The organism is Amycolatopsis sp. NPDC104587, assembly GCF_055583645.1.
The window spans coordinates 447,749-461,246 of sequence record NZ_JBVJNO010000008.1; the positions used below are offsets into that span (position 1 = coordinate 447,749).

Sequence of the window (13,498 nt, forward strand, 5' to 3'; positions counted from 1 at the left end):
GACCCCCCCCCCCCCCCCCCCCCTCCCCCCCCCACCCCCCCCCCCCCCCTCCCCCCCCCCCCTCCCCCCCCCCTTCCCCCCCCCCCCCCCCCCCCCCCACGGGCGTAGCACCCCCCAAGGATTTCACGTACCTGAAAAGGACGGATTTAGCAGAATGGCGAACTACACCGCCGCTGACGTGAAGCGCCTGCGCGAGATGACCGGCGCCGGCTTCATGGACTGCAAGAAGGCGATGGAGGAGAACGACGGCGACTTCGACAAGGCCGTCGAGTTCCTGCGGATCAAGGGCGCCAAGGACGTCGGCAAGCGCGCCGAGCGCGCCACCGCCGAGGGCCTCGTCGCCGGCGACGGCGGCGTCCTGATCGAGCTCGACTCCGAGACCGACTTCGTCGCGAAGAACGCCGAGTTCCAGGCGCTCGCCGCGAAGATCGTCGAGGTCGCGAAGACCCTCAAGACCAGCGACGTGGACGCCCTCAAGGGCGCCGAGCTGGACGGCAAGACCGTCAACGAGGTCGTGCAGGAGCTCTCCGCCCGCATCGGCGAGAAGCTCGAGCTGCGCCGGGTCGTGTCCTTCGAGGGCCAGACCACCAACTACCTGCACCGTCGTGGCTCGGACCTGCCGCCCGCCGTCGGCGTGCTCGTCGAGTTCACCGGTGACGACACCGAGGCCGCCCGCGGCGCCGCCATGCAGGTCGCCGCGCTGCGCGCGAAGTACCTGACCCGCGACGAGGTGCCCGCCGAGATCGTCGAGAACGAGCGCTCGATCGCGGAGAAGACCGCCCGCGAAGAGGGCAAGCCGGAGCAGGCCCTGCCCAAGATCATCGAGGGCAAGGTCAACGCTTACTACAAGGACAACGTCCTGCTCGAGCAGCCGTCGGTCAAGGACAACAAGAAGACCGTCAAGGCCCTGCTCGACGCGGCCGGCGTGACGATCACCAAGTTCGCGCGCTTCGAGGTCGGCCAGGCCTGAGGCCTGGTCCGGGCGTAGGTTTCACCCCCAGTGCCCCGTCTCCGTCCATCGGGGACGGGGCACTGTCGGGTCCAGGAGAAGAATGATCGGGTCGAGGGGCCTAGGAGGCGACATAGATGGGTGACCGGGTCGAAGGTGGCTACCGGCGGGTGCTGCTGAAGCTGGGCGGCGAGATGTTCGGCGGTGGTTCGATCGGCGTCGATCCGGATGTCGTCCACTCGGTCGCGCAGCAGATCGCCGACGTCGCCCGCACCGGCGTCCAGGTCGCCGTCGTGATCGGCGGCGGCAACTACTTCCGCGGCGCCGAGCTCTCGCAGCGCGGCATGGACCGCGACCGCGCCGACTACATGGCGATGCTGGGCACCGTGATGAACTGCCTGGCGCTGCAGGACTTCCTGGAGAAGGAGGGCCTGCCCACCCGCGTGCAGACCGCCATCACGATGGGCCAGGTCGCCGAGCCCTACATCCCGCGCCGCGCCGAGCGGCACCTGGAGAAGGGCCGCGTCGTGATCTTCGGCGCCGGGGTCGGCATGCCGTACTTCTCCACCGACACCGCGGCCGCGCAGCGCGCGCTCGAGCTGGGCTGCGAGGCCGTGCTGATGGCGAAGGCCGTCGACGGGGTCTACACCGCGGACCCGAAGAGCGACCCGACGGCCGAGATGTTCCGCGAGATCACCCACCGCGAGGTGCTGGAGCGGGACCTCAAGGTCGCCGACGCGACGGCGTTCAGCCTCTGCATGGACAACAACATGCCGATCATCGTGTTCAACCTGCTCACCGAGGGGAACATCGCCCGCGCGGTGAGTGGTGAAAGAATCGGCACGTTGGTCAGCACCCCCGCCGACGGGGTGCCGGCCTAGACCTGCTGGGATCAGCAAGCGCCACACCATCACAACACCGGGAGTAGCCGTGATCGACGAGACCCTCCTCGACGCCGAGGAGAAGATGGAAAAAGCGGTGTCCGTCGCCAAGGACGACCTGACCTCGGTGCGCACTGGCCGGGCCACTTCGTCGATGTTCTCGCGCATCGTGGTCGAGTACTACGGCGCGCCGACCCCGCTGAACCAGCTGGCCAGCGTGAACGTGCCGGAAGCCCGGATGGCGCTGATCAAGCCCTACGACCAGACCCAGCTCGGCGCGATCGAGAAGGCCATCCGCGAGTCCGACCTCGGGGTCAACCCGAGCAACGACGGCCAGGTCATCCGGATCGTCATCCCGCAGCTCACCGAAGAGCGGCGCAAGGAGATGGTCAAGGTCGCCAAGGGCAAGGGTGAGGACGCGCGGGTGACCATCCGCAGCATCCGCCGCAAGGCCAAGGAAGAGCTCGACCGCATCGGCAAGGACGGCGAAGCGGGCGAAGACGAGGTCGTGCGCGCGGAGAAGGAGCTGCAGAACCTCACCGACACGTACTCCCACAAGGTCGACGAGCTGGTCAAGCACAAGGAAGCCGAGCTGCTCGAGGTCTGATGGCACAGGTGAGCGAGGAACGAGAAGACCGGGTGGACGGCGTCGGCGAAGAGCCGGCCGCCCCGGGGCCGGCGGTGGCCGGCGAGCCGGCGGCGGAGACCGCGGCCCTGCCGAACGGGGCCGCCGGTCCGGCGGAAGCCGCTCCGGAGAGTGCGGCGCCCGAAGCCAAGAAGGCCTCCAAGGCGGGCCGCAACCTGCCCGCGGCCATCGGGGTGGCGCTGCTGCTCGGCGCCGCGATCATCGTTTCCCTGCTCACCGTCCGGTTCCTGTTCATCGGGATCATCGCGATCGCGATCGCGGTCGGCACCTTCGAGTTCGCGGGGGTGCTGCGCCGGGTCGCCGACATCCGCGTCGCGATGATCCCGGTGCTGGTCGGCGGCCAGGCGATGATCTGGCTGGCCTGGCCGTTCGGCCGCGAGGGCGCGCTCACCGCGTTTGTCCTCACCGTGCTCGCCTGCCTGCTGTGGCGGCTGCCCGGCGGCGCCAAGGGCTACCTGCGCGACATCAGCGCGTCGACGTTCGCCGCCGCCTACCTGCCGCTCTTCGGCGCGTTCGCGGCGATGCTCGTGCCGCCTTCGGACGGCGTCGGGCGGGTGCTCACCTTCCTGATCGGCGTGGTCGCTTCGGACACCGGCGGGTACATCGCCGGCGTCCTCGGCGGCAAGCACCCGATGGCCCCCACGATCAGCCCGAAGAAGACCTGGGAAGGCTTCGGGGGTTCGCTGGTCGGCGGGGTCGTGGCCGGAGCGCTGACGCTCAGCCTGCTGCTCGACGGCCACGTCTGGCAGGGCGTGATCTTCGGTGTCGCGATCGTGCTCACCGCGACCCTGGGTGACCTCGTGGAGTCGCTGATCAAGCGCGACCTCGGCGTGAAGGACATGGGGACACTGCTGCCCGGGCACGGCGGGATCATGGACCGGCTCGACTCGCTGCTGCCGTCCGCGGTCGTGTCCTGGCTGCTGCTTTCGGCGTTCGTGCCGCTGGGCTGACCTGCGGTGGGAGGCTCCGCTTACCAGAGGTAGGCGATGGTTCGTGGACCACCGAAGTGTCCAGGGGTTTGACTCGGGGCATGTCCACCGGAACCCGCGCCCCGGCCCGGCTCGCGCTCGCCGCCGTCTGCCTGGGCTTCCTGATGATCACCCTCGACGCGACGATCGTGAACCTCGCGCTCCCGCCGATCGGGGCCGACTTCGGCGAACCGTCCACCGCCGCGCTGCAGTGGGTCGTCGACGCCTACACCGTCACGCTGGCCGCGTTCCTGCTCACCTGGGGCGCGGCCGGTGACCGGTGGGGGTCGCGCCGGGTCTTCGAAGCGGGCGTCGCCGTCTTCGTGCTCGCGAGCATCGGCTGCGCGCTCGCGGGTTCGGCCGCCTGGCTGATCACCGCGCGCGCCGTGCAGGGGGCCGGCGGCGCCGCACTGCTGCCGTCGTCGCTGGCACTGATCGTCCACCAGTTCCCGGACCCGAAGGCGCGGGCCCGCGCGCTCGGTGTGTGGGGCGGGATGAGCGGTGTCGGCCTCGCCGCCGGTCCGGTGCTCGGCGGGCTCGCCGTCGGCTTGGCTGACTGGCGGCTGGTGTTCGCGGTGAACGTGCCGGTCGGGATCGTCGCGATCGTCCTGACACGCCGGGCCGTCGCCGAACCGCCGCGGCACGAGTCGACCCGCCTGGACTTCGCCGGGCAGCTCGCGGGCACGGCCGCGCTGGCCTGCCTCGTCGCCGGGTTCATCGAGTCCGGTCACGCGGGCTGGTCCGCGCCGACGACGCTCGTGCTGATCACCGGGGGAGTGCTGGCCGGAGTGGTGTTCGTCCTGGTCGAACGGCGGGTGCCGGACCCCGTGCTGCCACTGGGCGTCCTGAAGATCCGGAACTTCGCGGTGGCGACCGGCGTCGGCGGCCTGTTCAACTTCTGCCTCTACGGCACCCTGTTCGCCCTGGCGCTGTACCTGCAACGGCAGTGGGGGCTGGGCGCGCTCGCCGCCGGTCTCGCGCTGGTGCCGGTGACGATGGCCGTGGGGTTCAACGCGTTCTTCAGCGGACGCCTGACCGGGCGCTTCGGGCCGCGCGCCCCGATGATCGCCGGTGCGCTGGCCGGGCTGGCCGGCTCGGTGGGCTTCGCGCTACTGCCCGAAGACCGCGCGCTGGTGCCGTTCGTCGTGGTCTCGGTCGTGTTCGGCTGCTGCTCGCTCGCGATGCCGGCGATGACGTCGCTGGCCATGAACTCGTTGCCGGACCAGGCCGGGCTGGCGGCCGGCGTGCTCAACGCGTCGCGCCAGACCGGTGGGGCGATCGGGGTCGCGCTCGTCGGCGCGCTGCTGCCCGCCACCGGGATGTGGCTGGTGGCGGGCGGGTACGCGCTGGTCGTGGTGCTGGCGCTGCTCGGGCGTCAGTCGTCGTAGGGGTCGTCGACCTCGGCGCGGCCCCAGCCTTCGGCGACGCGCGAGTGGTCGATCACGGCGAAGACGGCGCCTTCCGGGTCGGCCAGGATCGACATCCGGCCGAACGGGGTGTCGTAGGGCTGGATCACGACGGTGCCGCCGTTCATCAGCGCCTCGCCCGCGACCGCGTCGACGCCGCGCGCCGGGTCGATGTCGAAGTACACGAGCCAGTGCGGCGGGGTGTCGAGGCTGTACTCCGAGCCCATCACGTAGCGGTACAGCACCGGCTCGTGCTCGATGAGCCATTCGGCGTAGTCGAGCGATTCGCCGTCGCCGATCTGGTGGCTCGAGTAGGTGAAGAGCTTGGTGTAGAAGTGATCCGCCGCGACGCCGTCGTGGGTGTTGAGGTCGGCGCCGCTGAAGGTGTTGGGGATCCCGGTGACGAACTGCCAGTCCGGCGGGACCTCCCAGAACACCACCGGCGCGCCGCACGCGTCGTAGGCGTGCAAGATCGTTCCCCGCCGCGGGATCGGCATCGGGCCCAGCGTCAGCCGTCCGCCGAGGTGTTCCACCCATTCGGCCGCGCTCGCGGTGTGCGGCACGGAGATGTGCGGCATCCAGCCCAGCGGCGCACCCTGCGCGGCGCGGTAGAGCCCGCCGACGGGCAGGCTGTTGAGCGTGGCGATGGCGTAACGCCCGTCGGACGTCGCCGGATCTCGTTGAGTGGTGTACTCCCAGCCGAAGAGGGCACCGTAGAATCTTTCCGCGATGGCCTGCTCGCGGCAGGCCAGCTCGATCCAGCACGGAATTCCGGCCGGGACCGGGGACGGGGTACTGGACGGGCCGAATGCCATGTAGTGCTCCTCCCGAGACCCACCGAATTCTAGGCGTGATCGGTAAGGTTTCCGCCAAGATTTCGACGCCGGAAAATCACTGTCGGCACAGAAGGCCCCGGAAGGAGCAGCGGGTGCGGTGGTCGTCGCGGCGCGCGGAAGTCGTGCCGAGTCCGAACATCTGGTACTACCAGTCGGATTACGAGCTGGAGAACCGGGCGCAGGACGTCGGCGGCGAGATCTGGCGCGTGCTGCGTGAAGAGTTCGACTGGGCCGGCCGGGACGTGCTGGACGTCGGCTGCGGTGACGGCTTCCACCTGCCGCGCTTCGCCCGCGACGCGGGATCGGTGCTCGGGGTGGAGCCGCACGAGCCGTTGGTGCGGGATGCGCTGAAACGGGTGGCCGGCCTGTCGAACGTGGACGTCAAGCTGGGCCGGGCCCAGCGGCTGCCGGTCCGCAGCGCGAGTGTCGACCTCGTCCACGCGCGCACGGCGTACTTCTTCGGGCCCGGCTGCGAACCCGGGCTCGCGGAGGCGGAGCGGGTGCTGCGGCCGGGCGGGATGATCGTGATCGTCGACCTCGACGTGACCAGCGAGCCCTACGGCGGCTGGATGCGCGCCGACCTACCGCACTACGACCCGGTCGCCGTCGAACGGTTCTTCGCGCGGGCCGGGTTCGGCTGCCGCCGCGTGGCCACCGAGTGGCGCTTCGCGACCACCGCGGACCTCGAAGCGGTGCTGAAGATCGAGTTCAGCAAGCCCGTCGCCGAACAGGCGATCGCGGAGTCGTTGCAGCGTAACGGGAAACGCGGTGAAGACTTGACGCTGCCGGTGGGCTACCGCGTCCATGCGCGGGTGAAGCCCACCGGCCTCGTCCTGCCAGGTCACTCGGCTGCTTCTTCAGCGGAAGCCGAGGACTCGTCCTCGTCCTCACCGAGGATGCCGTAGAGCGAGCGCCGGGCGTCGTTGAGCACCTCGGCCGCACGGGCCTGCTGGCTCTCGGTGCCCGCCCGCATGATCTGGACGACGGCGGCGGCCAGGTTCTTGCCCGCCTTGGCCAGCCCGACCTCGGTCGGGTCGACGTCCTGGGCGATCTGCTCCCACGGCGGGGTGCTGTCCTGCTCTTCCGCGGCGGTGCGGCCGGCGTCGGTCAGCTCGAAGAGCTTCTTGCCGTGCTCGTCCTTGCTGACGACCAGGCCTTCGTCGGCCAGCAGCTGCAGCGTCGGGTAGACGGAGCCGGGGCTCGGCCGCCAGAAGCCGCCGGAGCGCTCGCCGATTTCGCGGATGATCTCGTAGCCGTGCCGGGGCTGCTCGGCGAGCAGCGCCAGGATCGCGGCGCGGACGTCACCGCGGCGGCTGCGCCGTCCGCCGTGACCCCGCCTGCCCGGTCCGTGGCCACGACCGCGTCCGCCACCAGGGCCGAAGCCCGGGGGGAACTCGCCGAAACCACCGAAGGGGCCGAAAGGTGCGCGCCCACGCTCGTGGGCGAAGGGGTGTCGTTGCCTACGCATGTCTGTGTTCCTTTCTCGAACGATTGCGACTGCTTCACGATATATCGGAAACGGTCGAATGGCAACCCTGCTTCGGTGATGCCGCTCACGGTGCTCCCGCTGGCGGCCGGGGTGCTGGTCCTGATCCTCGGCAGCAAGCTGCGCGCGAACGCCCTCCCGGCGAACCGACACACCCGACGGGCCGGCCGCGTAGCTCTCCAGGGAGCGCATCGACGCACCCGGGCTGAGAAGATCGGGTGTGCCCGACACCATCGACGACATCGACGCGCGGCTTCTGCTGGCGCTCGGCGCGGACCCGCGCTCGACGGCGGTCGCGCTGGCCGAGCGGCTGGGCCTGTCCCGCAACACGGTGCAGGCCCGGCTCGCCCGGCTCGAACAGCGCGGGGTGCTTTCCTCGTTCGAGCGCCGCATCGACCCGGCGCGGCTGGGCTACCCGCTGCGCGCGTTCGTCAACGCGCAGGTCGACCAGCGGCGGCTCGCCGAGATCGCCGACGCGCTCGCCACGATCCCCGAGGTCACCGAGGTCTGCGGGCTGACCGGCGCGAGCGACCTGATGGTGCAGGTCGTCGCGGTCGACGCCGACGACCTCTACCGGATCGCCGGGCACATCCTCGCCTCGCCGGGCGTCGAGCGGACGAACATCTCGCTCGTCATGCGCGAGCTCGTCCCGTACCGGCTGACGCCGCTTCTGGAGCGCGTGCATTCTGCGCAGCCGGAGGCCTGAGCCGTCGCGCCGTGGTGTGCATTCTGCGCACTTCGAGGGGCATCGGTTGTGCGATGCGTCCACCGGTGGTGTCCTGGTGTGCGCTTCCTGCACGAAAGGTGTCGACGATGACCCAGCCCTCCGCGACCGTTCAGGCGACGGACACGCTCGCCGCGATCGAACGGCGGGTGCTGTGGCTCGCCACCGCGATCGTGCACCAGGCCAACCGGGTCCGGCCCAACCCGTCCGGGCTGAAGGTCGGCGGGCACCAGGCGTCGTGCGCGTCGCTGGTGTCGATCATGACGTCGTTGTGGTTCCGGCACTTGCGTCCCGAGGACCGCGTTTCGGTGAAGCCGCACGCGTCGCCGGTGCTCCACGCGATCAACTACCTGCTCGGCGAGCTGGACGAGGCGTACCTGCCGACGTTGCGCGAGTTCGGCGGGCTGCAGAGCTACCCGAGCCGCGCCAAGGACCCGGACCCGGTGGACTACTCGACCGGCTCGGTCGGCATCGGCGCCACCGCGCCGATCTGGGGCGCGCTCGCCCGCCGTTACCTGACCACGCGCGGCTCGTCCGCCGGCACCGGGCGGCAGTATTCGCTGGTCGGCGACGCCGAGCTGGACGAGGGCGCCATCTGGGAGGCCATCCTCGACCCGGGGGTCGCGGAGCTGGGCGAGATCGTCTGGATCGTCGACCTCAACCGCCAGTCGCTCGACCGGGTCGTGCCGAACATCGCGGCCGGCCGCCTGCAGGGCATGTTCGACGCGGCCGGCTGGCAGGTCCTGACGCTGAAGTACGGGCGGCTGCTGGAGGAGCTGTTCACCCGGCCGGGTGGGTCCGAGCTGCGCGCGCGGATCGACGCGATGCCGAACCCGGAGTACCAGCGGCTGCTGCGCTGCGACGCCGCCCAGCTGCGCGACCGGCTGCCCGCGGGCGACGACGCGCTTGCCGCCCTGGTGGCGTCCCTCGACGACGAGACGCTCCTGGCCGCGATCCGGAACCTCGGCGGTCACGACCTCGGCTCGCTCGACGAGGTCTTCGCGTCCATTTCGGACAGCCGGCCGACGGTGATCTTCGCCTACACCGTCAAGGGCCGCGGCCTGCCGACGCAGGGGCACCCGCAGAACCACTCTTCGCTGCTGACGGTCGCGCAGATGGAGGAGCTGGCTTCTTCGCTGGGGACGGATCTTTCTTCGCCTTGGGAGGGCTTCGCGGCTGAATCGTCCGAAGCCGCGTTGTGCGCCGAAGTCGCTTCGCGCCTTCGCCGTCCGGACGTTCCTTCGCTGCCTTCGCTCGAGATGCCCGTCGACATCGGGCGCACACCGTCCGGGACCGCGACGACGCAAGCCGCGCTGGGACGCGTCCTGCTCGACCTGACGCGCGAAGCGCCCGAAGCGGCGAAGCGTGTGGTGACGGTCAGCCCGGACGTCAGCTCGACGACCAACCTCGGCGGCTGGGTCAACAAGGTCGGCGTCTGGTCGGCGACCGAGCGCCGCGACTGGTTCGAGGACGACCCCGAGACGATCATGCACTGGCGCGAGAAGCCGACGGGCCAGCACCTCGAGCTGGGCATCGCCGAGACCAACCTGGTCGGCCTGCTCGGGGAGCTCGGCGCGACCTGGAGCCGCTGGGGCGAGCCGCTGCTGCCGATCGGCGTCATGTACGACCCGTTCGTCGAGCGCGCGCTGGAGCCGTGGTCGTTCGGGATCTACGCGGGCGGGCAGTCGATCCTGATCGGCACGCCGTCCGGCGTCACGCTCGCCCCGGAAGGCGGCGCGCACCAGTCGATCACCACGCCGTCGATCGGTATCGAGCAGCCCGGCTGCGTCAGCTACGAACCGGCGTTCGCGATCGACACCGAGTGGACGCTGCTCGCGGCGCTCGGCCGGCTCGGCAAGCCGGGCGGGACGTCGTCGTACTTCCGGCTGTCGACGCGTCCGGTGGACCAGACCCTGGCCGCGGTGCCGGCGGACCCGGCGGCGCGCGAACGCCGTCGCCGCCAGGTCGTGGCGGGCGCATACCTCGTGCGCCGGGCCGAGTCCCCGGCGGTGACGCTGGCGGCGATGGGCGCGCTGGTGCCGGACACCCTGGCGGCGGCCGAGCGGCTGGCCCAGGTCGGCGTCGAGGCCGACGTCGTCTGCGTGACCAGCCCGGGCCTGCTGTTCGAGGCGGTCCAGGCGCGGTCGGGCCGGGGGAGCGCCGAGTCGTGGATCCTCGACCAGGTCTTCCCGGCTTCGAGGGCGCGTCCCCTGGTCTCGGTGCTCGACGGCCACCCGCACACGCTGGCGTTCCTCGCCGGGATCAACCGGGTGCCGTCGGTCGCGCTGGGCGTCACGGGCTTCGGGCAGTCCGGGTCGCTCGAGGAGGTCTACCGCCACCACGGGATCGACACGGACTCGATCATCCGCGCGGCGCTCGACGTCGTCAGCTGAAGGTCGCGCCCTCGAGCATCGTGTCGACGGCCTTGTCCCAGTCGGTGCCGGAGCCGTACTCGACCACGAGGATCTTGCTGGTGGGCAGCCACCACATCCGGACCTGGTTGTTCTGCGTCGCGTCCTCGCAGGTGACCTGCCAGTGGCCGTACTCGGCCTTCTTCGGCCCGACCGGCTTGAACCCGGAGTCGAGCAAGGTGCTGCCGGTGGCCACAGCGGCGTCCCCGGGCGGCGAAGCGGCGGTGATGCAGGTCGGCACGTCCGTGCCGGTGTACCAGCCGAAGGGCCGCTTCGCGCTCGGGAGGTTGATGGGCGCGTTGGGGTCCGAAGTCGCTTCGCGCAGGTCAAGCAGCCGAGCCGCGCAGACGACGGTGCCCTTGCCGACGCAGCCGTCGAGCAGGCCGTCATCGGTGCGAGCGGTGTAGGTCGCCCCGACCGGCAGGGCGACGTGCATGGTCCCGACGACGACCTGCGGCCCGGCGGCCTTGGTGACGGTCGGAACGGGCTGCGCCTGCCCGGCGGTGGAGGTGCTGCAGGCAGCAGCGCTCACGACGACCGCGACGGCCACGACGATGTGCCGGAAGGACACGGGCTCACCTCTTTCCTCGGCCCTTCGACTCCCGGACGGCCCGGCCGGTTTCCCGGGGAGGTCGACGAACTGTATCCAGCGGCCGGCGCCGGCCCGGGGTGACCTGGGGTACAGGCGGTGCGGGGCGGTGCGGGCGGGGGTTCCGGGGGCGTGGGACACTGGTTCGGTTATGACTGCCCTCCCCCTCGTCTTCGACGCGCCCAAGCGCGGCCTGCCGCCGCGTCACCTCGCCGACCTTTCGGTGGCCGAGCGGGCCGCTGCCGTGGCCGAGCTGGGGGAGAAGCCCTTTCGCGCGAAGCAGCTGTCCAACCACTACTTCTCACGCCTGACCGTCGACCCGGCGGAGATGACCGACATCCCGGCGGCCTCCCGCGAGAAGCTGGTCGCCGACCTGATGCCGACGCTGCTGACCGAGGTCCGCGCGCTGGCGGCCGACAACGGCGCGACCCGCAAGACGCTGTGGCGCGCGCACGACGGCACGCTCCTGGAGAGCGTCCTGATGCGCTACCCGGACCGCGCGACGCTGTGCATCTCGAGCCAGGCCGGCTGCGGCATGGCGTGCCCCTTCTGCGCGACCGGCCAGGGCGGCCTCGACCGCAACCTGTCGACGGCGGAGATCGTCGACCAGGTCCGCTCGGCGGCGGCGGTCATGCGCGACGGCACGATGCCGGGCGGTCCCGGGCGGCTGTCGAACATCGTCTTCATGGGCATGGGTGAGCCGCTGGCGAACTACAAGCGCGTGGTGGCCGCGGTGCGGCGGATCACCGATCCGGCTCCGGGTGGCCTCGGTATCGGGCAGCGGTCGGTGACCGTGTCGACCGTCGGGCTGGCGCCGGCGATCCGGAAGCTGGCCGACGAGAAGATGCAGGTGCGGCTGGCGGTGTCGTTGCACACCCCGGACGACGAGCTGCGGGACACGCTGGTGCCGGTGAACGAGCGCTGGTCGGTGGACGAGGTCCTTTCGGCTGCCCGGTACTACGCGGACACGTCCGGGCGGCGGGTGTCCATCGAGTACGCGCTGATCCGGGACATCAACGACCAGCCGTGGCGGGCGGAACTGCTGGCGAAGCGGCTGCGTAAGCACTTGGGTCAGCTGGTGCACGTGAACGTGATCCCGCTGAACCCGACCCCGGGCTCGAAGTGGGATGCGTCGCCGAAGCCGGTGGAGCGGGAGTTCGTGCGGCTGGTCAACGCCGGTGGAGTAGCGTGCACGGTGCGCGACACCCGCGGCCAGGAGATCGCCGCCGCGTGTGGGCAGCTTGCCGCCGAAGGCTGACTTTTCGTTTCTGTGATGGAGAAATCGTCGTGATGTACGCCCCGAGCCTGCTCGACCCAGCCGCGGAATCGTTGAAGCTCGCGGACTTCACCGGCGCGACGGACGTCGCCCGCGAGGCCCGGACGCTGCTGGGCGACCGGTTCAGCTCGGTGACGTTCATGTACGTCCTGATGCGGGCGTTCGAGGTGGAGTACGCGGCAGCGTGCGACGCGTCCCGCTGGCACGAGTTCCACGGCGGGCCGCGTGCGCTGTCGGACGCCGACCTCGAGAAGCTGCTGGCTCCCTGGCTCGACCGCTGACTCCCCGCGATCCGACGCGGGCGGAACGCGCGGTTCTCGAGTTCATGCTGGTGCCGGACTTCGCCGGCGTGGACGGGCTCCGTGCGCAGGTGCCGCATTGCCGGGTCGTCGCGAGGTGGGCGGAGGGACAGCCGAGCGTCGACCTCGTCGTGCCCGCTTCCGTCGCTCCCGCACCGGTGCCGGACGGCGTGATCCCCTCCGGGGCCGAAGTCCGCGACGGCGCCGGGCAGTACCTGGGTGAGGTGCTGGTCTGGGTCGGCGGTGGTTACCTTTCGGCCATCGAGTACGCCTGGGTCACCGACGAACCGCCCGAGCGGCTGCCCGACGTCTCGACGATGACCCTGGTCTGAACGCGGTCACGCCCGGCCCTTGTAGGCCGTGAGGACCCCGTTGCCCCCGGTTACGATGCCGGAAAAATCTCCGGGAAAAATCTTCGGGGAGAAATGTCGAACGCCGAACTCAGCCGTTCGACGCGGGGGTGAAGGCCGGTCACCGCGTCCGGGACACACCGGGCCACGGCCGAGAACGACCAGGGAGCAAGCCATGCGTTTCCTCATGATGCACCGCCTCGACGAGAGCCAGCCGGAAGCCTGGAACCCGAGCCAGGAGTTCATCGAGAAGATGGGCGCGTTCATCCAGGACTCGGCGGAGAAGGGCATCCTCATCACGGCGGAGGGCGTTCACCCGTCGGAGAAGGGCGCGCTCGTCCGCAAGCCGCGGGGGGCCGCCATCCGCGTCACCGATGGCCCGTTCGCCGAGGCCAAGGAGGTCATCGGCGGGTTTGCGCTGATCAACGCCGCCGACCGCGCGGAGGCCGTCGAGTTCGCGAAGTCCTACGTCGAGCTGTTCGACTCCGAAATCGAGGTCGAGGTGCGCCAGGTCGTCGAGTTCGACGAGATCCCCGGCTGACACCGGCTCCCCGGGGGGGGGGGGTTCCTCCCCCCCCCCGCGGGGGGGGGCCCGGCGCCCCCCCACGCGAAGGTGGGGGGGTGGCCTGGGGCACCGCACCCCCAACAAAAAGGAGGCAGAAGGGGGTTTCGTCCCT

General features: G+C 70.8%; 15 protein-coding genes. 12 read left to right on the forward strand and 3 right to left on the reverse strand.

The window, feature by feature from the left end; translation table 11 throughout:
- Nucleotides 1-154: 154 nt before the first annotated feature.
- The 5 genes from tsf to ACZ61C_RS27160 all read left to right on the forward strand — a co-directional run bounded on the left by tsf (nt 155) and on the right by ACZ61C_RS27160 (nt 4,832).
- Nucleotides 155-970: a translation elongation factor Ts gene (tsf, locus tag ACZ61C_RS27140; RefSeq protein ID WP_465310629.1), complete on the forward strand. Its 816-nt coding sequence runs from the start codon at nt 155-157 to the stop codon at nt 968-970.
- A gap of 116 nt (nt 971-1,086) precedes the next feature.
- On the forward strand, nt 1,087-1,830 hold the full coding sequence (pyrH, locus tag ACZ61C_RS27145) for a UMP kinase (protein ID WP_072480944.1): 744 nt from the start codon (nt 1,087-1,089) through the stop codon (nt 1,828-1,830).
- Between the two features lie 49 nt (nt 1,831-1,879).
- A complete protein-coding gene (frr, locus tag ACZ61C_RS27150; protein WP_392773704.1) occupies nt 1,880-2,437 on the forward strand; it encodes a ribosome recycling factor in 558 nt (185 codons plus the stop codon).
- The gene (locus ACZ61C_RS27155; RefSeq protein ID WP_465310630.1) at nt 2,437-3,426 is read left to right on the forward strand and encodes a phosphatidate cytidylyltransferase; all 990 of its coding nucleotides are present in this window, start codon (nt 2,437-2,439) and stop codon (nt 3,424-3,426) included. Before frr ends, ACZ61C_RS27155 begins: the two co-directional genes overlap by 1 nt.
- Before the next feature lie 80 nt (nt 3,427-3,506).
- Nucleotides 3,507-4,832: an MFS transporter gene (locus tag ACZ61C_RS27160; protein WP_465310631.1), complete on the forward strand. Its 1,326-nt coding sequence runs from the start codon at nt 3,507-3,509 to the stop codon at nt 4,830-4,832.
- On the opposite strand, the gene ACZ61C_RS27165 is transcribed toward ACZ61C_RS27160, so the two are convergent.
- The gene (locus tag ACZ61C_RS27165) at nt 4,820-5,665 is read right to left on the reverse strand and encodes a VOC family protein (RefSeq protein ID WP_465310632.1); all 846 of its coding nucleotides are present in this window, start codon (nt 5,663-5,665) and stop codon (nt 4,820-4,822) included. The two genes, ACZ61C_RS27160 and ACZ61C_RS27165, sit on opposite strands and share 13 nt — an antisense overlap.
- A gap of 113 nt (nt 5,666-5,778) precedes the next feature.
- Between ACZ61C_RS27165 and ACZ61C_RS27170 the strand changes: the two genes are divergently transcribed.
- Nucleotides 5,779-6,591 carry a class I SAM-dependent methyltransferase gene (locus ACZ61C_RS27170; protein ID WP_465310633.1) on the forward strand — a complete coding sequence of 271 codons (813 nt, stop codon included), beginning with the start codon at nt 5,779-5,781 and terminating at the stop codon, nt 6,589-6,591.
- Here the strand turns inward: ACZ61C_RS27170 and ACZ61C_RS27175 are convergent.
- Nucleotides 6,528-7,154, reverse strand: coding sequence for a PadR family transcriptional regulator (locus ACZ61C_RS27175; protein WP_465310634.1), 627 nt, complete (start codon nt 7,152-7,154; stop codon nt 6,528-6,530). The genes ACZ61C_RS27170 and ACZ61C_RS27175 overlap by 64 nt on opposite strands.
- Before the next feature lie 238 nt (nt 7,155-7,392).
- On the opposite strand from ACZ61C_RS27175, the gene ACZ61C_RS27180 reads away from it, so the two are divergent.
- Nucleotides 7,393-7,878: an Lrp/AsnC family transcriptional regulator gene (locus tag ACZ61C_RS27180; RefSeq protein WP_465310635.1), complete on the forward strand. Its 486-nt coding sequence runs from the start codon at nt 7,393-7,395 to the stop codon at nt 7,876-7,878.
- A gap of 107 nt (nt 7,879-7,985) precedes the next feature.
- Nucleotides 7,986-10,289 carry a transketolase-like TK C-terminal-containing protein gene (locus ACZ61C_RS27185; protein ID WP_465310636.1) on the forward strand — a complete coding sequence of 768 codons (2,304 nt, stop codon included), beginning with the start codon at nt 7,986-7,988 and terminating at the stop codon, nt 10,287-10,289.
- On the opposite strand, the gene ACZ61C_RS27190 is transcribed toward ACZ61C_RS27185, so the two are convergent.
- Nucleotides 10,282-10,878: a hypothetical protein gene (locus ACZ61C_RS27190; RefSeq protein WP_465310637.1), complete on the reverse strand. Its 597-nt coding sequence runs from the start codon at nt 10,876-10,878 to the stop codon at nt 10,282-10,284. The genes ACZ61C_RS27185 and ACZ61C_RS27190 overlap by 8 nt on opposite strands.
- Nucleotides 10,879-11,047: 169 nt before the next feature.
- Between ACZ61C_RS27190 and rlmN the strand changes: the two genes are divergently transcribed.
- From rlmN to ACZ61C_RS27210, 4 genes are all read left to right on the forward strand, one after another.
- Nucleotides 11,048-12,154 carry a dual-specificity RNA methyltransferase RlmN gene (gene rlmN, locus ACZ61C_RS27195; RefSeq protein ID WP_192782494.1) on the forward strand — a complete coding sequence of 369 codons (1,107 nt, stop codon included), beginning with the start codon at nt 11,048-11,050 and terminating at the stop codon, nt 12,152-12,154.
- Between the two features lie 32 nt (nt 12,155-12,186).
- Nucleotides 12,187-12,453, forward strand: a complete 267-nt coding sequence (locus tag ACZ61C_RS27200) for a hypothetical protein (protein WP_465310744.1) — start codon at nt 12,187-12,189, stop codon at nt 12,451-12,453.
- A 44-nt stretch (nt 12,454-12,497) separates the two neighbouring features.
- Nucleotides 12,498-12,803: a hypothetical protein gene (locus tag ACZ61C_RS27205; protein WP_465310638.1), complete on the forward strand. Its 306-nt coding sequence runs from the start codon at nt 12,498-12,500 to the stop codon at nt 12,801-12,803.
- Between the two features lie 193 nt (nt 12,804-12,996).
- The gene (locus ACZ61C_RS27210) at nt 12,997-13,362 is read left to right on the forward strand and encodes a YciI family protein (RefSeq protein ID WP_465310639.1); all 366 of its coding nucleotides are present in this window, start codon (nt 12,997-12,999) and stop codon (nt 13,360-13,362) included.
- Nucleotides 13,363-13,498 lie beyond the last annotated feature (136 nt).